The organism is Celeribacter marinus, from assembly GCF_965656515.1.
Lineage (GTDB): Bacteria > Pseudomonadota > Alphaproteobacteria > Rhodobacterales > Rhodobacteraceae > Celeribacter > Celeribacter marinus_D.
The window spans coordinates 1-23,090 of record NZ_CBFHKW010000042.1 but is presented as its reverse complement, the minus strand read 5'-3'; the positions used below and the strand labels follow the sequence as shown (position 1 = coordinate 23,090).

Sequence of the window (23,090 nt, the reverse complement as noted above, 5' to 3'; positions counted from 1 at the left end):
GAGATCGTCCAAAATCTCCATCGCGGCGTCCATGGCCAGCCCGATCCGCGCCACGCCCTGCGTCAGTGGCTCATTGCCTGCCACGGCGGTCTCCATCAACTGCGCAGTTCCCGACACAACCGCGATCACATTCCCAAAATCGTGACGAACCTTTTGCACCACTTGCGCAATAGCATCTTGGCGATGTGCTTTTTCCATGAGCCCACGTTGGCGCGCGCGCCGATCGTCGACGTCTTTGCGCGCCGATATCTCGTGGATGATACTGACAAACTTGTCCCCCCCGAGCCCAGACAAAGAGACCTCGACGTGGAAGACCTCACCCGAACGGCGCCGTGCGCGCATCTCACCGCGCCACGCACCTGTCGTCATCACCACATGCATGATCTGCGCCTCTTGCGGGGGCGTCATCGCGGGACCAAAGCAATCGCGCCACGTCATGCCCGATACATCCTCATCAGGCGTAAACCCGAACATTTGGCGGTGACTTGCGTTCATATAACTGTACCCACCGCCCCACCAACCGATGGAAATCGCGTCACGCGTGGCGTTCAACGCCGCCATTTGGTCACGCAGCGCCTGGATGTCTGGTCGCGTCACCATTTCAGGCTCCTCTGAGCGGCCCAAGGCCATTCGCATTGAGCGTTTGCATCAAAATTCGGCTCACAGCGGCGGTCACTTTATGTCACATGAAATACCATCGCGGCTACATTGCGTGACGTCAAGCACCCTAAAGCACTTCAAATTGTACCATTTGGTGGAAATACAACCCTAAGTGTGCTAACTCATAAAACATTGGTAGTTTTTGTAGACACTGCGCACCTCTTGTACAGTTCAACATTTTGATGCGCGCTGGTCAGCGAAACCACCGCTGCGCATTGGTTGACTGAGGAGGCATTCCCAATGACGACACATACGATCACGATGTGCCTTGGTCCACAACGCACCGACTGGTGGATGCGACATTCTCAACGCAATTGGGTGCAAAATTGCATAATTGATGCTGCGCTGCTTGGCTGGCGCATCTGTGGAAAAAAAACCGGCGTCAACGTACTCCAGAACAAGAGGCACAGCCTAACATGACAGTTGTTCCAATCGTTGGCATCGGCGCATCCGCAGGTGGCCTAGAAGCGCTCCAAGTGATGATCAGCAGCACCCCCATCGACACAGGTGCGGCCTATGTGATTGTCCAACACTTTGCGCCGACCCAAAAATCCGTTCTCCACGAGCTTTTGCAAACCGAGACCGAGCTGCCCGTCGCGCAAATCAAAAACAACCAAACAGTCGAGCCAAATCACATCTATATTGTCCCGCCGGGCAACGTCGCTGACATTGACGGCGACACCCTACACCTGACGGCGCGCGATCACACCGAAACCCAACACAGGCCGATTGACTCGTTTTTCAAAGCGTTGGCGCGCGAGCGCGGGCGCGATGCCTTTTGCGTGATCTTATCGGGGACAGGCTCTGACGGGACAAAGGGATTGCGTGAGGTTAAGGCGGTCGGTGGTGTGGCCTTTGTCCAAGACCGCAAGGGCGCGCGGTTTGCGGGCATGCCTGACAGCGCCATAGAAACGGGTTTAGTGGATTTCATTTTAACCGCTGCACAAATCCCTGTGCGCATCGACGACGTGATCAAGCGCCGTGCCCACGTACCGAGTAAAGAAGGATCATCTCGTCTTCAGGCCGAGATTCACAGCGCCCTCCCACGGTTTTCCGAGCGCTTGGAACAGGCGGCCGGTCACGACTTTGGCGACTATAAACCCGGCACTTTGGTGCGACGGATAGAGCGGCGCATGGCGGTCTTGCGCCTGAAGGATGTCGACGACTTTCTCGCGGTCCTGGAAGATGACGACGAAGCAAAGCTGTTGGCCCAAGATTTCTTGATTGGAGTCACACATTTCTTTCGTGATCCAGAGGCATTCGAGGCTCTGCGTGTTCTGGCGGTTCAGCCCATTTTGCAGCACGATGAAAAAACGATCCGGGTTTGGGTGCCTGGATGCTCGAGCGGCGAAGAGGTGTATTCCCTCGCGATGCTCTTCATCGAAGAGATGGAATCTGTGGGCGACCGCCGCCCGCTTCAGGTCTTTGGCACGGATATCGACACCCCTGCCCTGATGGCCGCCCGCTACGGGCTCTACTCCCAACGCTCAGTTGACTCCCTGACAGAGGAGCGTCGCAACACCTTTTTCCAACCTGAGAACGGTCAATACCGCGTCATCCCGCGTCTACGCGAATGCTGTGTTTTTGCGCCTCACAACTTGCTTCAGGATCCGCCGTTTTCACGTCTTGACCTGATCTCATGTCGCAACTTGATGATTTATCTCTCGGCCAGCCTGCAAAAGCAGGTCATCCCGCGTTTTCACTTTGCGTTGCGCGGACGTGGGAATTTGTTTCTTGGTCCATCTGAAACGCTGGTGGGCGAAGAAAAGCTCTTTGAAACGCTCGACAAAAACTGGCGGATTTTTTGTAAGAACACGGACATGCGCGCCAGCTATTCATCCATTGACGAGACGCCTCGCCAACACAAACCGCCACAGCCCTATCAAACGTTGCCGCCCAACCGCGTTTCACAATCTGTCGAAAGCTCTCGTGAAAGCACAGTAGAACGCACTTATTTGCGCCACTTCGCGTCCCCCTTTGCGCTGGTCTCAAAGACAGGCGAAATCCTTTACTTGTCCCAGAATATGACAGGTTTTGTTCAGCCGTCGGGTGGCGCGCCATCGACCATGATCGATTCTTATCTGATGCGGGAACTGCGCTTTCCCGTGCGCACGGCCTTGGCCCAAGCGGTCGATACTGGAGACTCTGCGCGCATTGAGAACGTGATCCTGCTGGACGATCAACGCAGACGTATCTTTGATATCGAAGTGGCGCCAAGTGGGACCGACTTCATCTTGATCATGACGCAAGTGCGCGCGATGGATGGGGTCGACCTGAAGGATATGATGTCAGAGCGCGATACTGAAAGCCGTAACATTCTTGAAGCCGAGAACGTTCAGCTGCGCCGGCAACTCGCCATGACCTTGCAACAATTCGACACCTCGGGCCAAGAACTCAAAAGCGGCAACGAAGAATTGATGAGTATGAACGAGGAGTTGCAATCCACAAACGAGGAGCTGGAAACCTCCCGCGAAGAACTTGAGGCGATCAACGAGGAACTCGAAACCGTTAACGCCGAACTCAAAGAAAACAACCGTCTGCTCACGCGTGCCAATTCGGACCTCAAAAACCTGTTTGAATCGACTGATCTGGCGGTGTTGTTCATCGACCGCGCATTTTGCGTCCGGAACTTCACCCCCGCCACCTCCGACATTTTCGGGATCAAATCACGCGATATCGGTCGTCCGATCGATGATCTATCGTCGCGCATCGATTACCCAGACCTCAAAAGCGATGCGCAACAGGTGGACGACACCCTTCAAGTGCTTGAGCGCGAGTTTTACATTGAGGACGTTCAGAAAACCTACATGTTGCGGATGAAACCGTACCGAACCACCGACAACCGTATCGACGGATATGTGTTGTCGTTTATCGACATCACACAGCGCAAGGCCTACGAAAACAGTCTCAAAGAGAACGAAAGAGCGATCGCACGGCAATATGCCGAGCTTGAGCAATTGTACGACACCATCCCCGTTGGATTGTCTTTGATGGACCGTGAGTTGAGATGGGTGCGCATCAACTCCAGTCTTGCGGAAATGAACGGCTTTAGCGTCGAGGAGCATATCGGGCGGACATTCCGCGATCTACTGCCCGACATCGAAGATTTCACGATCCCCATTTATGAGAAAGTTTTTGAGACCGGTGAGCCGGTTTTGGGTGTGAACATTGACGGTAAAACCCCTGCTGCGCCGGGGGAGCACCGTCATTTCATCGCTGACTTCTACCCTGTGTGGCAAGAGGGACAGGTGTTTGCGGTTGGCTCATGCGTGCGCGAAGTCACCGAACAAACAAAGATGGTCACACGCGTGCGCGCGCAAAACTCGCAACAACAGTTGTTGATGGGAGAGTTACAGCACCGCGTAAAAAACACCCTGTCTGTGATCAGTTCCATTTCACAACTTTTACTGGTCGGCGTCGACGATCCGGCCGTATATCACGCCCGCTTACAGGATCGTTTGAGTGCCATATCGCGCACCCACGATTTGTTGACCGATGCAAATTGGACCACCACTGCGCTGTCCAACATTGTCGCAAATGAGGCCAAACCGTTCGAGACGAATAGCCACGCCCGCGTCAAATTGTCGGGGCCGGATATCCAGTTGACCGCAGAACAGGCCTTGTCGGTCGGGATGGCGCTTCACGAGCTGGTCACCAACGCGGCAAAATACGGCGCGCTCTCGCGGCCAAAGGGGTTTGTGGAAGTTGTCACACGCATCCATAAAAAAGACGGTGTCGCCTATGCGCATTTGACGTGGACCGAACACAATGGACCGAAAATCACCAAAGCCCCCAAACACACTGGATTTGGCAGTTTGGTTTTGGAGCGCGTCCTAAAAACGGACTTGGCCGCCGATGTCACATGCGACTATCGAAAAGACGGTTTGTTTTTCGAACTGGATTTCGAGTTGGCCAAGATTGAAGACGACAGCGCGCTCATTCCAACGGACGATGTTTGAGTTTGAGCCGTTGCAACGGGGCGAATAGCCCTACCCCCCCGCCCCCACAGGTGCGAGGCAACAAGAGGAGCGAAAACGAGCATGAAAGACTCTGCAATCTTGGTACTTGAGGACAACGCCTTGGTCGGCTTGACGATTGAACAGACCTTACTGGCGGAGGGCTACGGCACAGTGTGCCTATGTAGCACAAAAGAGGACGCCCTTGCGGCAATTGAGAGCCATCACATCCAGTTCGGGTTTCTCGACTACAACTTGGGTCAATCCCAAACCAGCCAATGTGTGGCCACACGACTAGCCGAATTAGACGTGCCTTTTGTGTTTTTGAGCGGCTATACTCCGTCGACGGGCATTATCCCCATCGGAATGGGCGAAGTGGGCAGAATTACCAAGCCCGCGAGAAAGAAAGACCTTTTGGCCTATTTGAAGGCGTATAAGGCCAAAGCCGCCGAAGAGCAGTAGGCACGTTACCACAGGCCGGCGCGCGGGTTAATGCGCCGTAGCGCCCTGTGCGCCGCATGACGCCGCCATGGTCGACGCAGGGTTTGGCATGCTCAAAAGCCCCTCCAAACCGGCGTTATCATGCACCAGATCCTCAATCGTGATCTGATCCAAAACGCCGTAGAATGCTGCCAGACCCGCAACGAGGGCATCTCGCAGTCTGCAAACGTCCTTGAGCGGACAGGTATTTTGCGCCCCTTCAAAACATTCGGCAAAGGGGGTTGCTGCCTCAAAGTGGCGAAACACCTGACCCACCGAAATCTCGGATGCAGGACGCGCCAACGCCAACCCGCCAGAGCGCCCGCGCACGGTCTTAATATACCCTTCGGAGGCCAACAGGTGCACCACTTGGGCGAGATGGTTTTCCGACGCGTTCGTCGCATGTGCAATCTCGGCGCGCCGCACCATGTGATCTGCATTGACGCCACAGGCCATAAGCACGCGAATGGCAAGGTTGGTCCGGATTGTGACGCGCATGGCTCAGGGCTTTCTTATAAGGATGGCCTCACGCCTACCCTGCCTGCCTGTGCGTGGCCTTGATCTATATCAGATGCACGTTTGAGAGACGCACGCGGCTAAACGGCGAAAAACGCCGGATCAAACGCCATGTCAATCACTGTGCCATCTGTATCGGCAATCTGGAGTGTCGCCCCCTCAACGCGGACATGTGCCACGCGCCCGAACCCGTGTGGTGGATCACACACCGCAATGGCATGGCGCACAATGTGGGTCACATCCGCGCCAAGATGCAGAGCAGTTGCGACCCCCTCGCGCGCAATTGCGTTATCGCCCGTAGCGGCACGGTGTCCCTGCGCCCCTGCCGCACACCCGTCCTCAATGCCCAAAACGCCCGTATGCCGCCCGTCCCATGGCGCATATCCACGGCCCCCATTAGACAGCCAGAGCATCGTTACGGGGGCAACACGCGCGTCTTTGAGCACGATAATGATATCGCCCTCGGCGGCTCGCGTCAGTGCGGTCCACCCGATCGCGGCCCCCTGCGCCTCAATCAGGGTCACGAAATCCTCATGGCCTGTTGTGCTTGAATACTGCGTCAAATCGAATGTGCCACCATCCTGCGCCGGAAAGGCGGCTAGATCCGTGCTGCGCGCAGGATAGGCCAAAACGTGTTCGGGCTCCAACGCAGGCGCGGTGGTAAGGGCGGCGCGCTTGGGTGAAAAGGCCAGATGCCCCCCTGCCGCCATGTGAAACATCGGATGGTGGGCAAAGGTCAGATCGCCCTGCCCGCCGGAAATCTCATGGGTTTGATAGAGCACGCGGTGGCCGCCCCGCAAAGCGAGGGTCTTGGTCAACCGCGCGCCCATCACATCACGCTTCAGCACAAACTGCATCTGGGCGTCATCTGTGTCTTGGGCGCGCGCCAACCCTGTCCATGGCGCATTCGCGCTCCACCCGTGATTGGGCGCATCAATCAGATCGGACGCCCCAAACGGCGCGGCAAAGAAATCACCAGAGAGATGTTGATCAACGGGCGCACCCGCAAGCGGTGCGCGCTCCGTACCGACCCAATGCGCCGTGTGAAACACCTCACGTCCATCGACCAAAAAGCGGCGGATATTGCCCAGCGCGGGATCAACCGCGACCTCGCACGCCCCACAAGTGATCCGCGCCCAGTCGCTCATCGGCATTACGCCTCGTCGTCGTCATCAGCGCCACGCGTATGCCCGCGAAACCCCGTGGCAACCACAAATTTTTCCGAACTGTCCGAGCGCGAGGCAGGAGGTTTGATGTGCAGAACTTTCTCGAAATTCTGCTTGAGCAACTTTTGCAAATCACCCTCTGCGCCACCCGCCAAAACTTTGGCCACGAATGTCCCACCGGGGCTGAGCACGTCAAACGCCAGATACGCCGCCGCTTCGCACAGCGCCATGATACGGTTGTGGTCGGTCTGTTTGTGACCTGAGGCCGAGGCCGCCATGTCCGACATCACCACGTCCGCCTCGCCGCCAAGCCAGTGTTTGACCTGATCGTCTGCGCCATCTTCCATGAAATCAAGGGTATGAACATCAGCCCCCGCAATCGGCTCAATATCCTGAAGATCGACACCAAGCACAGTCCCAATCTTTTTGCCCGACTTTTCGCCCAACGCATTTACACGGCGCACAGCCACCTGACACCACCCGCCAGGGGCACAGCCCAAATCAACCACGCGCGCACCGGGCACCAAAAAGCGGAACTTGTCATCCAGCTCAAGGATCTTGAACGCAGCGCGCCCGCGATAGCCCTCGGCCTTGGCGCGTTTCACGTAAGGGTCGTTGAGTTGGCGCTCCAACCACAATGTGGAGGAGAGTTTGCGCCCGCGCGCTGTTTTGACTTTGACGCGCAAATCGCGCGCGCCGCGACCTGATGTATTCTTGGGTGGCATGAACGTGGTCCCTTTTGCTTAAGGGCGCTTATAGCAGGTCCATGCGAAAGGATGAAAGGGCTTACCTCAGGCAAGCCCTTTCTCGCTGTTTAGACCTTATCCAAAGGATTTAAGGCGCTTCATCAGGCTTGAGGTGTCCCAACGCCCGCCGCCCATCTTTTGCACGTCTTTGTAGAACTGATCGACAAGCGCCGTCACGGGCAGGCTTGCGCCCACGTCATCGCCCGCTTGCAAACAAATCGCGAGATCTTTGCGCATCCAGTCCACGGCAAACCCGTGCTCGTACTCATCCGCCAACATTGTCTTGTGACGGTTGGCCATTTGCCACGAGCCCGCGGCCCCGCCCGAAATCACCTCGACCAAAGCCTCACCGTCCAAACCGGATTTTTCCGCCAGATGCAGCGCCTCGGACAAACCCTGAACCAGTCCCGCAATACAGATCTGATTGCACATCTTGGCCGTCTGACCCATGCCGACCTCACCCAGACGCTTAACCGTTTTGCCGTAGGCCGCCATGATCGGCTCGGCCGCTGCATACTGCGCCTCAGCGCCGCCACACATCACGGACAAAGCGCCGTTTTCGGCCCCTGCCTGACCGCCAGACACAGGCGCATCGACATAGCCAAGCCCCGCGTCCTGCGCCAGTTGCGCCAATTCACGGGTGACGATGGCCGACACCGTGGTGTGATCGACAAAGATCGCTCCCTCGGACATGCCCGCAAACGCGCCGTCCGCGCCCAAACACACAGCGCGCAAATCGTCGTCATTGCCCACACAGGCCATGACGAAATCACAGCCCGCTGCAGCCTCGCGCGGGGTCAGGGCATGTCCGCCCTTATGATCCTGCGCCCATGTTGCCGCCTTGGCCGCCGTGCGGTTAAACACCGTCACCTCGTGACCCGCGGCCTCCAAGTGACCCGCCATCGGGTACCCCATTACGCCTAACCCCAAAAATGCGACCTTCGCCATGCTCATCCCGTCCTTTTCCATTGCACACAGGTGTGCTTTAACACGATGACAAGACGGTAGGGATTGTCGCGGCCGCGTCAACTCACGATTCCGCATAATGGCTATGAACGGCACAGTATCTATGGCGCGTATTTTTTCTATTCTTCTCAAGCTCGTAACGGGCCTTGTTATTGTGACCCTTTTGGGTGGATGGCTCGCCTATTGGCTCGCCTCACGCTCTCTTCCCGATTACAACGCAACACATGAGGTCGCGGGGATCACTGCCCCCGTCGAGATTGTACGAGACACCGCCAACGTGCCGCATATCTTTGGCACCACGGATGCCGATGTGTTTTACGGGATGGGATTTGCACACGCCCAAGACCGATTGTTCCAGATGATGCTGATGCGCCGCACGGCACAGGGCAAATTATCGGAGGTCTTTGGCGACACGACCCTACCCACCGATAGCTTGATGCGCCGCTTGGGGATTTACGCCGCAGCTGATGCCTCTGTCGCCGCGCAAACACCCGATGCCATGGTCGCACTGGAGGCCTACGCGCGCGGCGTAAATGCATGGATCACGGCCGTGAACACCGGCGCAATGGGGCGCGGCGCGCCAGAATTCTTTATGTTCCCTGCGCAAATCTCCTATTGGCGGCCTGTGGATAGCATCGCCTTGATGAAGCTCGTGGCCTTTCAATTGTCGGACCAAGCCTCATCGGAAGTCCTGCGCGCGCGCACATCGCTTATGATCGGGCCTGAGCGTCTTCGCGACATTTTACCAGATGCACCGGGGACGGGCACAGCCCTTTTGTCCGAATACGCAAGCCTGTTTCCGACCTTGCCGGCCTATACGCCTAACAGTGACATCACCTTTGCCTTTGCGACCCCGCCGACCTCCCCCTTTGGTGGGGCGTCAAACGTCTGGGCCGCAGCCCCCAAGCGCTCGACCTCTGGCGCGGCTCTTATGGCCAATGACCCGCATTTGAACTTTTCAGCACCCGGAGCATGGTATCTGGCGCGCCTGCAACTCTCGACCGGCGATGTGATCGGCGCGAGTATTGCAGGCATTCCCGCCATTGTGGCCGGACGCAAAGACACCTTTGGCTGGGGCATCACCTCCGCCTATATCGATGACGCTGATTTGTATGTGGAGCGCCTCAATCCCGCCAATCCCAACGAGGTGGAAACCCCGAACGGGTACAAGGCCATGCGCACACAGCCCTCGATCGTGCGGATCAAAGATGCGCCGCCCGTCACGTTGGAATTGCAATGGACGGATAATGGACCTGTGCTTCCTGCGGGGGCGTATAACGCCAATACCGTGACCCCACCCAATCACGTCATGGCGTTGTCGTGGACGGCATTGGCCCCTGATGACACCTCCATGAGTGCCGTGATTGCCCTAATGCGCGCAGATACCATTGCGGACGGCGTCGAGGCGGCACGCGGCTTTGTCGCCCCTGCCCTCAACCTGACCTTGGCCCAACACGACAGCGTGGCACTCAAAGTCATTGGCCGCGCCCCAAAACGTGACGCACAACACCAAAGTCAGGGCCGCATCCCCTCACCTGGATGGATCGCTACAAACAGATGGCAAGGGTGGCGCGATTACGATGCCCTTCCACTCTTCGAAAGCGACCGTACGGGCATTGTCGGCAATACCAACAACAAAACCGTTGAGGCCGCGTTCCCCGACCATCTGTCCTACCACTGGGGCGACACCCAACGGATTCAGCGCTGGCGCCGTTTGATGCAAAGCCGCGAGGTGCACACCCGTGACAGCTTCATCGAGGTGCAAAACGATATCGTGTCCTACTCTGCACGCTCGCTCCTACCGCTCGTGGGCGCAGATCTATGGTTCACCGGCGAAGCCGCTTTGGACGGCACACCCGAGGCACAACGCCAAAAAGCGCTGACACTGTTGGCCGAATGGAACGGCGAGATGAACGAGCACATGCCAGAGCCACTGATTTATTACGCATGGATGCGCGAGTTGCAAAACCGATTGATCCGCGACGACCTTGGCCCCTTGTCGCACGCCTTCAACCACGTCGAACCCATTTTCATCGAACGGGTCTTTCGCGACATCGGCGGGGCATCAAAATGGTGCGATGTCTTGCAATCCGCCGCCATAGAAACCTGTAACGATATTGCGCGCCTTTCGCTCGACGATGCCATTTTGTGGATTGAGCAAACCTATGGATCCGCGTTGGAATCTGTGCGGTGGGGCGATGCGCATATGGCGATCCACAAACATCCCGTTTTGGGAGAGGTTCCGTTTCTCAAATGGATCGTGAACATTCGCCAAACCACATCGGGCGGCGACAACACATTAATGCGCGGTGTAACAGCTGGTGACGGGCCTATGCCCTTTGCCAATGTCCACGGCGCCGCTTACCGCGGGGTCTATGACTTTGCCGACCCCGACAGCTCTGTATTCATCACCGCCACGGGTCAATCGGGTCATCCGCTTTCGCGTCACTATGACGATCTGGGCGAGTTGTGGCGGCGCGGTGAATACGTGCCGATGTCACTCGATCCCGAACTGGCCCGCGCTGCAGGCGTTGGCATAACACACCTCACGCCCTCCACCGCCCAATAGGCCACGCTCCCGAAAGGACGCCAACATGTTGCACAATATCCCCGCCATCTTGCCGCCAGAGGCGCTTTTTTACATGGCTCAAATGGGTCACGGTGACATGCTTGTGATTGGGGACAGCAATTTCCCCGCGCAAAGCATGGGGCAACGTGTGATCCGCTGCGAGGGCTCGAATGCCTCGCAAATTCTGGACGCTGTCGTGACGCTCTTCCCGCTCGACACCTTTGTCGAGGACCGCGCGGTCACTATGCAAGTTGTTGGCGCACCCGACACAATCCCGCCCGCCGTGGCCGAGTTTCAGGCCATCATCGACGCCAAGGGCGACAATCCCGCCCCGATCGTCTCCGTCGAAAGGTTCGCGTTCTACGACCGTGCCCGCGCCGCTTTTGCGATTATTCAAACGGGCGAACCGCGCCCTTACGGCAATATCATCCTCACCAAAGGCATCATCGTCTAAGGGCGATGCGCGTGCTTAGTGTGTGGTGACGACGGGCGGCGTGTCCGGCTTGTCATAGACGACATAGCCCACGCCCTTGTCCGCCGCTTTACGTGCCGCCGCTTTGAGTTCCGGTGTCGGAAAGGCCGAGAGGCGCAGCGGAACCTGTTTGATCTTTTGGATCTCGATATTGCTCCAACCGTAGCGGGAGAAAAACGAGTTCACGGGCGCTTTTGCCCCCTCGACACTCTCGGCCACGGCAAAGCAATTTATGATATAGCGCCGCCCCGCAACCAAATGCGCGTTTGAGCCTGCATCTGCTTCGATCAGCATGAGATAAAGGTGATTGTCCATCGTTACATCTCCCGAAACTGTTTTTCCTGACGCGGTGTCCAGAGCACGGTGAGAACGTAGCCCTCCTCGCTCGCCGCCTCGCCCAAAACCACGCCTTCGGCAAAGAGCCATGCGCGTTTCTTGCCCTCAGAGAACGGCACGACTATTTCGCGCTCGATCTTGTCCTCTTCGAAATACGCAGACACGGCATCAAGCAGCGATTTAACGCCCTCACCGGTCACGGCGGAAATCGCGAACACGTTATCGTCGGTTTCAGCGCGCTCCAATCGCGCAAGCCGTGCCTCATCATCGAGCTTGTCGATTTTGTTCCAGACTTCAATCATAGGCGCGTTTTCTTTGATCCCCAGATCGGAGAGGATTTTGAGCACATCGGTCTTTTGATCTTCGGTCTCATCGGCCGAGATGTCGCGCACATGCAAAATCAGATCGGCGTCAAGCACCTCCTCCAACGTGGCACGAAACGAGGCGACAAGTTGCGTGGGCAAGTTCGAGATAAACCCCACGGTGTCCGACAAGATAATATCGCGGTCCCCGCCGTGGGCCGTCTCAAGTCTCAGTTGACGCATGGTCGGATCGAGCGTGGCAAACAACATGTCTTTCACAAACACATCTGCGCCCGTGACCGTATTGAAAAACGTCGATTTTCCGGCGTTCGTATAGCCCACAAGAGCCACAATCGGGAACGGAATTTTTGCGCGCGAGGCACGGTGCAATTCGCGGGTTTTGATCACACGGGCCAATTGTTTGCGCAGACGGTTCAGGTGATCATCAATGGCGCGGCGGTCAGCCTCGATCTGGGTCTCACCCGGACCACCGACAAAGCCCAAACCACCACGCTGGCGTTCAAGGTGGGTCCATGCCCGTACAAGACGGGTACGTTGATAGCTCAGGGCTGCCATTTCGACCTGCAACACGCCCTCACGGGTCCGTGCGCGATCCGAAAAGATCTCTAAAATCAGGCCCGTGCGGTCCAGAAGTTTGACCTTCCATTCCTTTTCCAGATTGCGTTGCTGAACGGGCGTCACCGGACCGTCCACCAAAACCAGCTCAACGTCACTGGCTTGGATACGCTCTTTGAGTTCCTGGATCTTGCCCTTGCCGAACAAGGCGGCGGGGTGCGTTTTTGGCAAGCGCACAATCTCCGCGCCTTGTACCTCGATATTGGGCAAAGCGGCCGCGAGGGCCACAGCCTCATCCAAGCGCGGCTGCGCATCGCGCCGTCCACGGTCTGAGGTAATGTCTGGATGGATCACCCACGCGCGCGTTGGTTCCACCTCGTGATCGTAATAGTCGCCCAAATCGTTTGGTCCTTTGGTTTATTCATCGCGTGTGCGGATGTCGCCGCGACCACTTTGTATCACAGCGCGCTGAACTGTGTATTTCACACCGGACTCACGTAATCCCCGCCTTGAGCAAAGACAAGTGGCCCGCGCGGGTCATATCCCGTGCAGGCCGATACAACATCACAAAAGCAAAGCGTTACTGCGCGTCTTCACCGTCATAAAGGCTGATAGGCTGTGCGGGCATAATCGTGGAAATCGCGTGCTTGTATACGAGTTGCGATTGTCCATCGCGGCGCAGCAAAACACAAAAGTTGTCAAACCATGTGATGACGCCTTGCAGCTTCACACCATTGATCAAAAAGATCGTCACTGGAACTTTGGTTTTGCGAACGTGATTGAGGAACGCGTCTTGGAGATTTTGTTTGTCACCGGCCATTATAGTTGCCTTTTTTCTTGCGCTTATATTGCGAGCTGCCTTGCGCGGACAGCGCTTGGGCATATCCTCACAGTTAATCCCCGTGAATGTCAAGATTTGCAAAGCTATTTCAGAGCCTTGAGACAGGGTTCATTCCCGATCGGTGCAAATGCGCGTCACCCGAGGGTTAGCGACGCCAGAAATCGGGGTTGATCAAGGCAATCATAGCCAGCAATTCCAAACGCCCCAAAACCATCGTTGCGGCCAAGACCGCCTTGGGCCATGTCTCCAGATCGGCAAAGGAATAGGGCACTTCGGCGGCGACATGGACCAACGGCCCAGTCGTGGTCAAGGCGGCAACCGTATAGACGGCGGCCTCTTCAAAATGGATGCCAAACAGCGACAAGATCATCATCACGGCGGCAATGGTAAAGGCAAAGAACATGAAATACACCCACGCCACATAGGCCCCTTGGCGGCGAAGACGCCGCGCCAATGCGCCTGCGCCCCCTACGGAGTTTGGTGAAATCATCTTTTCAATTTCGCGCTCGCCGTGGCGCACAAGGGCATACAGCCGCAGCAATTTGACCCCGCCCGCCGTTGTCGCCACACCGCCGCCAAAAATCGCGAGCCCCATGAGCAAGACACCCGGCGCTTGTAGGCCCGACCACATCCGCGCCTCGTCCCATGATGCACTCTCGAACCCTGCCGTGGTGAGGAACGACATAACCATAAAGATGCCCCCCCAAAGCGACGAGAGCGCCGCAGGCACGTCCCAGACCCGCTCAACCTCGAGGGCCCCACCCCAGTGGCGCATAAACAGCAAGCCCGGCAAGACCACCAATAGCACCAATCCGATTTTCATCTCGGGGTCGCGGTAAAGCGGTGGCGCGTCTTTGCGTACATCGTCGACCGAAAACGTTTTGCGCGACAAGGCGAGAAACAAAAAGGCAAAGACCAATCCCTCGCCCAATATCCCCGCACTTGACCCTGTCAAACCACCAACGGGAGAAATTCCCGAGGTCGCAAGAACCGACATCGCATGGCAAAGCGCCACATACGGCGCGCCGCCCACCATCGCCAACGCGAACCACAGCCCGACCGTGAGGCCAAAATAGACCGGAAATAGCCGCGCGGTGTAGCGCGCCAAGCGTTCCGGCCCTGCGGCCACGCGAATGATCTGTGTGGCGCTCGATGAGCCTTGGCCGACTTGCCGCGCCGATAGCACCTCGAACCCGCCCAGATTGAGCGGGGCCAGAACCGCAATCGCGGTGACCCACGCGAACAACCCGCCAAGCCAGCCGACCAATGCGCGCCACAAATGCACCGTGCGCGACAAGCGCTCGGGATCATCAAAGAGCGTGGCCCCCGTTGTGGTCAACGACGATACCATCTCGAAATAGGCATTAAAAAACGTGGTGTTCTGTGTGGCTTCCACGAATGGAACGGCCAAAAAGACAGGTAAGACCGTGTAGGTGAGCAAAAGCGTCATCAACTGATTTCGCCCCTCGCGATCACGGTCGCGGCGGGTATCACGGTCAGCGGTCGCCTCAGGGCGCGCGCGCGCAATCGCGATCATCCCCGCAAGGCTCATCAACAACACACCCGCGTAGAAAAACGCGCGTGCATCGTCGTGCTGGCGGATAACAAGGCCGTAAATCGCCGGCACCATCATCGCCGCACCCGCCACCAGCATCAGCTGGACGAAAAAAGGCATGCGCGAAAAGCGGTTCATTAGAAGTAGTCGATCGACACCTGAAGGAGCCGCTCCACCTCAGGCACATCTGCCGCAAGTGAGAATATGGTGATGACATCGCCCTCGTCGATACGGGTATCGCCCGACGGTTTGATATAGGTCTCGCCTTTCATAATCGCGCCGACAAGCACCCCTTCGGGAAACTCGATATCGCGGATTTTATTGCCCGAAATCGGTGATGTGGACAAAACTTGCGCCTCGATCACCTCGGCCTCACCGTCCCCGACAGAATAGACGTTGCGCACCCGACCATGGCGGATATGGCGCAAGATCGACGAGACGGTTGTGGCACGCGGATTGATATGGGCATCAATGTCGAGCGCATTGAGGATCGGCACCAAAGACGGATCGTTGACCAAACAAATCGCCATGGCACAGCCCGCCTGTTTGGCGCGCACGGCCGACAGCATATTGACCTTATCGTCATCCGTCACACACAACACTGCATTGGCGCGCGACACGCCTGACTCTTGTAAGAGGTCGGCGTCAAGCGCGTCACCGTGCAACACAATGGTCCGCTCAAGACTGTCAGCGGCGCGTTCGGCCACTCGGCGATCTTTTTCAATGATTTTGACACGTACCCGCTCGGTGCGCGCCTCCAAGGCTTGTGCAACACCCAGACCCACGTTGCCGCCGCCTAAAATCACCACTCGGTCTTGCTTGGCCTGGACTTTCCCGAACACTTCCATGGTGCGATTGACGTCTTGCGAATGGACGAAGCAATACACTTCGTCGCCCGCAAACAACTGATCATCAGGCTCTGGGGCAAACAGGCGCCCCTCACGGCGCACCCCCACAACCGTCACCCGCAACGTCGAAAACAGCTCGGTCAACTCACGCAGCGCGGCATTGAGAACAGGACAATCCTCTGCAAGAAGGATGCCCATCAAATGGACCTGTCCCGCCAAAAAGACTTGGGTGTCGAACGCCGCAGGAGCCGCCAATCGGCGCATCGCCGCCTCGGCCACTTCGCGTTCGGGCGATATCACCACATCAATCGGCATGTGATCGCGGCGGTACAGATCGGAATAAATGGCCGTGAGATAGCTTTGCGCCCGCAGACGCGCAATTTTACGCGGCACGTTAAACACCGAATGGGCCACCTGACAGGTCACCATGTTAACCTCATCGGAATGGGTCGCGGCAATGATCATATCGGCGTCGCGCGCACCGGCCTTTTCAAGGACATCAGGATAGGAGGCGTGCCCCTCGATCCCCTGAACATCAAGCGTATCTGTCGCGCGGCGCACAAGGGCGGGGTTGTTGTCGACCACCGTCACATCGTTCTTTTCGCCCGACAATTGACGCGCAATTTGCCAACCGACCTGACCCGCACCGCAAATGATAACTTTCATGCCATCAGCCTTACCTGTTTCACGATTGGCATCGCATTATTCGACTGACTTCGCAAGCGGCCACGCACGCGCCCCCTCGCCTGCCCCGGACCCTATTCGTCATCCTCAGCGACATATGCCACGCGTCCGCCCGATTTGTTTCCGGTCACAACACCAAGCGATTTCAACTTACGGTGCAGCGCCGAACGCTCCATGCCGACAAAGGTTGCCGTGCGTGAGATATTGCCGCCAAAGCGGTTGATCTGGGTGAGCAAATACTCGCGTTCGAACAACTCGCGCGCCTCGCGCAACGGTAATGTCGCAATGGCAGGCGACAATACCGCGCGGGCCTCGTCATCGCCACTTACGTCTTGCTCTGGAAGCTCGGACGCGTCGATGTCGCCCGCTCCCTCTCCCAAAATCAACACCCGTTCGACCACGTTTTTGAGTTGGCGGACGTTGCCGGGCCATTGCATCGTTTGCAACAACGCGGCGGCATCATCAGTCAACTTGCGCAGGGGCAGCCCTTGGGTGCGATTGAACGCCGCGATGAATTTCTCGGCCAAGGCAGGGATATCCTCGCGCCGCTTTTCCAAGCTCGGCACATCAATCGGCACCACGTTGAGCCGGTGGTACAACTCCTCACGAAACCGCCCCGCTGCAATCTCGGCTTGTAGATCGCGGCTCGTCGAGGAGATGACGCGCAAATCGACCGACACTTGGGTCGTGCCGCCCACGCGTGCGAATTGTTGATCGACCAAAACCCGCAGAATTTTGGATTGAGTGCCAGACGGCATGTCGGCCACTTCGTCAAAGAAGATCACGCCGCCACTCGCCTCTTCCAACAGACCCTTTTCAATGCCGCGCTCTGCGCTTTCGCGCCCGAACAACACCTCTTCCATGCGCTCAGGCTCGACCGTGGCCGAGGACACCGTGACAAACGGCGCATCTTTGCGGTCCGAATTGTCGTGTATCCACCGCGCGGCGACCTCTTTGCCAACGCCCGCAGGCCCCGTGAGCATCACGCGTCCGTTGGATTTGGTGACTTTCTCAAGGTTGCTTTTGAGTTGCTTGAACGCCGGTGACACGCCGTACATTTCGACCTCGGCCCCGCCAGAGCGTTTGAGGGTCGCGTTCTCGCGGCGCAATCGGGATGTCTCCATCGCGCGGCGCACAACCACCATCAACTGATCGATGTTGAACGGCTTTTCGATGAAATCGTAAGCGCCCTGTTTGATCGCCGCCACCGCGATCTCGATATTGCCGTGTCCCGAAATGATAATGATCGGCACCTGCGGATGCTCGCGTTTGACATGTTTAAGAATGTCGATCCCGTCCATCGCGCTATCTTTGAGCCAGATATCGAGCACCATCAGGGAGGGCACCGCCTGCGCAATCGCGCTCAAACATTCGTCGGAGCCTCCCGCAAGACGGGTCTCAAACCCTTCGTCACGCAAAATATCTCCAACCAATTCGCGAATATCACGTTCATCGTCTACGATAAGAATATCAGACATGTTCAACCTCCAACATCAGTTTCACATTTCAAGCTTTTGTTTCAATTTATCTTTTTGCCCGCGCGCCTCAGCGCCGCCAAGCAATGACAGGCGCATCGTGGCGCAAGCGCCGATACGACCGGTCTCGTCGAGTGGCTCACCATCGGTGAGCGTCAAGGAGCCGCCATGCTCCTCGATAATCTTTTTCACGATAGGCAAACCCAGTCCGGTGCCCTTTTCGCGCGTTGTCACATATGGCTCGAACAACCGCGAGCGATCTTCGGGCAACCCGATACCGTTGTCGGTGATCCGCACCACAACGTCCCCGTCCTCAAGATCAAGTGCGACACGCACACGCGCCTTGTGATCTTTGGGGCGCTCAATCTCATAGAGGCTTTCAATCGCTTCGCCGGCGTTCTTGATCAGATTGGTCAAAGCTTGACCAATCATCGTCGCATCCACTTCGGCAATTGCGGCCTGTGCATGGATCTGTGGTGTAATCTCGACGCCGACCTGTGCGTTTTGCTGAAGCAGCACAGCGCCTTTCACCAGATCAACCATATCGTATTCGCGCCGCTCGGGCGTGGGCATGCGCGCAAATTTGGAAAACTCGTCGACAATACGGCGCAAATCGCCCGTCTGGCGCACAATGACATCTGTGTATTGCTCTAGATCGGCCCGCGCGGCATCATCCATGCCCTTGCCAAACTTGCGTTTGATACGCTCTGCGGAGAGCTGGATCGGGGTCAACGGGTTCTTGATCTCATGGGCGATACGGCGCGCGACATCGCCCCACGCGGCCATACGTTGCGCACTCACAAGGTCGGTCACATCATCAAACACGACCACAAACCCCTCATGCGCACCTTGCGCTGTGCGCCGTGTGGCGATGCGCACCAACAGGCTTTCTTGGACACCGGCACGGATCAGCCGCACCTCGTCTTGGGCCACATCGCGGCTCTGCGCGCGCAAGCTATCAAAGAGCGCGCCAAATTCGGGCGCAACCATTGCAAGTGGCTCACCCGATACATCACGCGCCCCTAGGCTCAAAAGCGCAATGGCAGAGGTATTAGCAAGCGTCACACGTCCCTCGGGATCAAGCGCGATCACCCCCGCCGTCACCGATCCAAGCACGCTATCAAACAGGCGGCGGCGTTGTTCGATCTGGGCGTTGGCCTCCAAAAGCGTGTCACGCTGAACCTTCAATTGTCCCGTCATCTGGTTGAAAACACGGCCCAACATCGAAATCTCATCATCACCATCGCCCTCAACGACCTGCACATCGAGATCGCCCGCACCCACCTGTTGCGCAGCCTCGGCCAAGCGCCCGACAGGCCGCGCCAATCGCTCGGCGAACCATAGGCCAACCCACGTGGCCGCGAGAATAAGGATGATCGCAAACCCGAGGTACAACAGACCAAATTCGAACAACAACCGCCCGCGCTCACTTTCCAGTTGGGTGTAGAGCGCGATGGTTTCTTGCGTCTCATCGAGCAAGCTCAAAATCCCGCCATCCACATCGCGGGTCACATACAGATATCGGTCCGAAAAGCCCGACAGCCGTTTAAGTGCGCGACTTTCATTGTGGTCCCAATCGTTGATCAACACCAAAACACCCGTTTCAGCGCGCGCCAGATCGGCCTCAACGGGCTGTTCGTAATCGAACATGTAGGACCGCTCACCCCGCACCTTGAGCGCCCCTGAACGGTCAATCACATAGGCCTCTTCAAGGCCGCGTTGGACCAAACCCTGCCCTTGATTGAGCGCGACACGTAGCGCGCCATCGGGTAGGATCGTCACCTGTTGGCGCACCTCGGTGATGTAATTGGCAAGGGCAAAGGTATCCTCGGCCAACCCCTCGCGGTGCTCGGTCTCATAGGCCTCAGCCGCCGCAAGCGACGAGCCGACCACGTTGCGCACCCGCTCGGAAAACCACCCCTCAAGGCCGAAATTCACCGTCACAACCGCAAACACCGCCACGGTAACCGTCGGGATCAAAGCCAAAAGAACAAACACACCCGTCAGGCGCAGGTGCAGACGCGACCCCGCCGAATGATTGCGCCGCGCCGCCACCATGCGAGCAATGCGCGAGGCCACAAGACCCGCCACCACCAGCACGTAAATCAAATCACAAAGGAGAATAAATCGCAGCGATCCGCTCGCAGTCGCCTGATCAAGCGGGCCAAGCACCAAAAACGTGGCAATCGCCAACAATGGACCAAGCACGAACACCGTTATGGTCCCCGCATTTTGCCACCGCCGAGCCCGCCGCGCGCGCAAAACTCTGTTCCAACTGTCTTTGCCGATAGACCTGCGCAAGACCGCCCCCACTGTCCGCCTTTCCTCAAGCGGCACAGGTTGCACCACCACTTATACTATGCGTGCACCACGCTCAGGAGACGGCGTCAGAATGTGTTGATTCTGTCACTGCGCCCTGAAAGGCACGGTTGTGGCGGTTTTACATCAGTTTGCGGCGGCGTGTCACCTGAATATCGAGATCATTGATCTTTTTACGCAAGGTATTGCGGTTGATCCCAAGTAAATCAGCACATTTAGCTTGGTTTCCTCCAACGGCATCAAGGGCGATTTCGATCAATGGTGTCTCAACTTCACGCAAAATCCGCTGATATAGACCCGGTGACGGTAAAACGCCGCCGTGCAAATCAAAGTAACGGCGCAGATGTTTATTCACGGAGGCAGACAGTTTTTCGCCATCCCCGCCCCCTTGTAATGGCTCCATTGCGGGTTGGTTGCCCAAGACAATCTCGACATCAGCCCGCGAGATTTCGTCCTCGGGCGCAGTCACAATCAGGCGGCGAATGGTGTTTTCCAACTGTCGCACGTTTCCAGGCCAACTATACGTGCGCACAAGATCAAGGGCATTTGGCGCAAAGCGGCGCCGATTAAGTCCCTCGCGCTCGGCCTTGGCAAAGAAATGCTCGGCCAATAGCGGAATATCATCAACCCGTTCGCGCAAAGACGGCACAGATACAGTGACGCCGCCCAAACGGTAGAACAAATCTTGGCGAAATGCGCCGTTTTCCATTTTCAGGCTCAAATTGGCTTGGGATGTGGCCATGATGCGCGGCGCATTATCGGTGAAGCTGTCGAGCATCCGCACCACGCGCGCTTGCGCCTCTTCGTCCAGATCACCGACCTCATCAAACAAGATCGAGCCATTGCGCGCCTTAGAGATGATCGACGCCGGCCCCTCCATCACCGCCAGATCGGCAGTCGAGACCACAACAAACGGCAAACTGCGCCGGTCGGAAAAGTCATGAATAGCGCGCGCGATCAAACTTTTTCCCGTCCCGCTCTCGCCCGTCACCAACACCGGAAGATCGGTATTCATCACCCGCGCCACAAGGCGGTACAACGTCTGCATCGCGGGCGTGCGCCCGATCAGCGGCAGATCGTCTTGGGGGTTGTCAGAGGGCGCTTTGGCGTTGGATGGCGCCGGATTTGCACGCCGCTTGATCTCCAACGCCTTGGCGGAGCGTTTCATCAGGTCGGGCAAATCAAAGGGTTTGGGTAGATAGTCAAAGGCCTCGGCCTCAGCGGCCTGAATCGCGGTCATGATGGTGTTTTGGGCAGAGATCACGATCACGGGCAAGCCGGGGCGCAATTCGGCGATTTTTGGGAGCGCCTCAAGGCCGTTTCCGTCCGGCATCATCACATCGGAGATCACCAGATCGCCTTTGCCCTCTTCGACCCAACGCATCAACGTGACCAAGGATGAGGTCGCGTGCACCTTACATCCTGCGCGCGTCAACGCCTGAGTGAGAACCGTGCGGATCGTGCGGTCGTCATCTGCGACGAGAATTGTGCCGTCCATCGTATCGTCTCCTTTTTGCGCCACGCATTAGACGCGCCGCGCGTTCATCTGTCGTCAAAAGCTGGTCACGCCACGCGCGGCGCGACCGGAAGGGAAAGCCTGAACACGGTCTTGCCGGGTACTGACTCCACAGAAATCCATCCTTCGTGATCGGAAATAATTTTTGAGACCAAGGCGAGGCCAAGCCCCGTCCCGTTCTCGCGTCCAGACACAAACGGCTCGAAAATATCGGACGAAATTTCGGGCGGCAAACCCGGTCCATCGTCGATAATCTCGACCTGCAATGGCAAGGCCGCACCTGATCCATCGGCACGGCGCAGGCGCAGGGAAATGTCGTAGAACGTGCGAATGCGGATTGTCCCGCCCTCGCGTCCTGCCGCCTCAGACGCATTCTTGAACAAGTTCAAAAAGATTTGCAAAATCTGGTCCCCATCGACAAAGGTCGGCGGCAACGAGGGGTCGAATTCCTCAACAAACGTCATCGCCGCCCCGTAGGACACCTGCGCCGATTTGCGCGCGCGATCAATCAGGTCATGGACATTGACGGCCGATTTAGCGGGGGGGCGCAGATTGCCGAATTGTTCGACCTGCTCCAACAACGCCACGATGCGCCGGCTTTCAGCCACGATCAAATCGGTCAGCTCCAAATCCTCAGGCGCCAGATTCATCGACAGCAACTGCGCCGCGCCGGTGATCCCCGCAAGCGGGTTTTTGATCTCATGGGCCAGCATTTCCGCCATGCCAATGGCCGAGCGGGCGGACTTTTTGACCTGATGCGAACGGCCAAGCCGGTCTGCAATCTGGCGCGGCTCCATCAGGAGCAAAATCGCGCCGCTATCGCCCTGCATCGGAGCAATCTGGATATTGCATTGAATGGGGGCAGCATTGCCGCCAGACACATCAACGTTGTTGATAAACATCGGCGAGGTATCTCGGCGCACCCGCTCGAACGCCTCTTCCAAAGGCGCGTCGATCGCAAGTTTATCGAGCACAGGCACGCCGCGCAGCGACTTTGCAGAGGCATTGAGAAAGGATTCCGCCGCAGGGTTAATCTCTAGGATCAAATCCCCCTCACCAACAATGACCGATGGGACGGGCAACGACTGCCACAAGGTTTCGAAATCG

The 23,090-nt window shown here is 57.4% G+C and carries 18 protein-coding genes; 4 read left to right on the top strand and 14 right to left on the bottom strand.

Annotated elements, in window-relative coordinates; all coding sequences use genetic code 11:
* On the bottom strand, positions 1–600 hold a 600-nt coding region (locus ACTG34_RS09995; RefSeq protein WP_439104778.1), incomplete at its 3' end, for a PAS domain-containing protein.
* Positions 601–1,076: 476 nt separating this feature from the next.
* Between ACTG34_RS09995 and ACTG34_RS09990 the strand changes: the two genes are divergently transcribed.
* Both ACTG34_RS09990 and ACTG34_RS09985 read left to right on the top strand, forming a co-directional pair.
* Positions 1,077–4,619, top strand: coding sequence for a chemotaxis protein CheB (locus tag ACTG34_RS09990; RefSeq protein ID WP_439104777.1), 3,543 nt, complete (start codon positions 1,077–1,079; stop codon positions 4,617–4,619).
* Between the two features lie 81 nt (positions 4,620–4,700).
* Positions 4,701–5,078: a response regulator gene (locus ACTG34_RS09985; RefSeq protein ID WP_439104776.1), complete on the top strand. Its 378-nt coding sequence runs from the start codon at positions 4,701–4,703 to the stop codon at positions 5,076–5,078.
* Between the two features lie 27 nt (positions 5,079–5,105).
* On the opposite strand, the gene ACTG34_RS09980 is transcribed toward ACTG34_RS09985, so the two are convergent.
* The 4 genes from ACTG34_RS09980 to ACTG34_RS09965 all read right to left on the bottom strand — a co-directional run bounded on the left by ACTG34_RS09980 (position 5,106) and on the right by ACTG34_RS09965 (position 8,493).
* Positions 5,106–5,594: an RrF2 family transcriptional regulator gene (locus tag ACTG34_RS09980; protein WP_439104775.1), complete on the bottom strand. Its 489-nt coding sequence runs from the start codon at positions 5,592–5,594 to the stop codon at positions 5,106–5,108.
* 98 nt (positions 5,595–5,692) lie between these two features.
* Positions 5,693–6,760, bottom strand: a complete 1,068-nt coding sequence (locus ACTG34_RS09975; protein WP_439104774.1) for a hypothetical protein — start codon at positions 6,758–6,760, stop codon at positions 5,693–5,695.
* 5 nt (positions 6,761–6,765) lie between these two features.
* Positions 6,766–7,503 carry an RlmE family RNA methyltransferase gene (locus ACTG34_RS09970; RefSeq protein ID WP_439104773.1) on the bottom strand — a complete coding sequence of 246 codons (738 nt, stop codon included), beginning with the start codon at positions 7,501–7,503 and terminating at the stop codon, positions 6,766–6,768.
* Between the two features lie 96 nt (positions 7,504–7,599).
* The gene (locus ACTG34_RS09965; protein ID WP_439104772.1) at positions 7,600–8,493 is read right to left on the bottom strand and encodes an NAD(P)-dependent oxidoreductase; all 894 of its coding nucleotides are present in this window, start codon (positions 8,491–8,493) and stop codon (positions 7,600–7,602) included.
* Between the two features lie 100 nt (positions 8,494–8,593).
* Between ACTG34_RS09965 and ACTG34_RS09960 the strand changes: the two genes are divergently transcribed.
* Positions 8,594–11,059 (top strand): penicillin acylase family protein, encoded by a 2,466-nt coding sequence (locus tag ACTG34_RS09960; RefSeq protein ID WP_439104771.1) that lies wholly within the window; start codon positions 8,594–8,596, stop codon positions 11,057–11,059.
* A gap of 25 nt (positions 11,060–11,084) precedes the next feature.
* On the top strand, positions 11,085–11,513 hold the full coding sequence (locus ACTG34_RS09955) for an RbsD/FucU family protein (protein ID WP_062215542.1): 429 nt from the start codon (positions 11,085–11,087) through the stop codon (positions 11,511–11,513).
* Positions 11,514–11,528: 15 nt separating this feature from the next.
* On the opposite strand, the gene ACTG34_RS09950 is transcribed toward ACTG34_RS09955, so the two are convergent.
* From ACTG34_RS09950 to ACTG34_RS09910, 9 genes are all read right to left on the bottom strand, one after another.
* A complete protein-coding gene (locus ACTG34_RS09950; RefSeq protein ID WP_439104770.1) occupies positions 11,529–11,846 on the bottom strand; it encodes a hypothetical protein in 318 nt (105 codons plus the stop codon).
* Between the two features lie 2 nt (positions 11,847–11,848).
* A complete protein-coding gene (gene hflX / locus ACTG34_RS09945) occupies positions 11,849–13,144 on the bottom strand; it encodes a GTPase HflX (RefSeq protein WP_439104768.1) in 1,296 nt (431 codons plus the stop codon).
* Positions 13,145–13,325: 181 nt separating this feature from the next.
* A complete protein-coding gene (gene hfq, locus ACTG34_RS09940) occupies positions 13,326–13,565 on the bottom strand; it encodes an RNA chaperone Hfq (RefSeq protein ID WP_062215548.1) in 240 nt (79 codons plus the stop codon).
* A 166-nt stretch (positions 13,566–13,731) separates the two neighbouring features.
* Positions 13,732–15,261 carry a TrkH family potassium uptake protein gene (locus tag ACTG34_RS09935; RefSeq protein ID WP_439104767.1) on the bottom strand — a complete coding sequence of 510 codons (1,530 nt, stop codon included), beginning with the start codon at positions 15,259–15,261 and terminating at the stop codon, positions 13,732–13,734.
* Between the two features lie 17 nt (positions 15,262–15,278).
* Positions 15,279–16,655 (bottom strand): Trk system potassium transporter TrkA, encoded by a 1,377-nt coding sequence (gene trkA, locus ACTG34_RS09930; RefSeq protein WP_439104766.1) that lies wholly within the window; start codon positions 16,653–16,655, stop codon positions 15,279–15,281.
* 92 nt (positions 16,656–16,747) lie between these two features.
* The gene (gene ntrX / locus ACTG34_RS09925; protein ID WP_439104765.1) at positions 16,748–18,151 is read right to left on the bottom strand and encodes a nitrogen assimilation response regulator NtrX; all 1,404 of its coding nucleotides are present in this window, start codon (positions 18,149–18,151) and stop codon (positions 16,748–16,750) included.
* Between the two features lie 21 nt (positions 18,152–18,172).
* Positions 18,173–20,449 carry an ATP-binding protein gene (locus ACTG34_RS09920; RefSeq protein WP_439104764.1) on the bottom strand — a complete coding sequence of 759 codons (2,277 nt, stop codon included), beginning with the start codon at positions 20,447–20,449 and terminating at the stop codon, positions 18,173–18,175.
* 139 nt (positions 20,450–20,588) lie between these two features.
* Positions 20,589–21,965, bottom strand: a complete 1,377-nt coding sequence (locus ACTG34_RS09915) for a response regulator (protein WP_439104763.1) — start codon at positions 21,963–21,965, stop codon at positions 20,589–20,591.
* Between the two features lie 65 nt (positions 21,966–22,030).
* Positions 22,031–23,077, bottom strand: a complete 1,047-nt coding sequence (locus ACTG34_RS09910; RefSeq protein ID WP_439104779.1) for a two-component system sensor histidine kinase NtrB — start codon at positions 23,075–23,077, stop codon at positions 22,031–22,033.
* Positions 23,078–23,090: the final 13 nt, after the last annotated feature.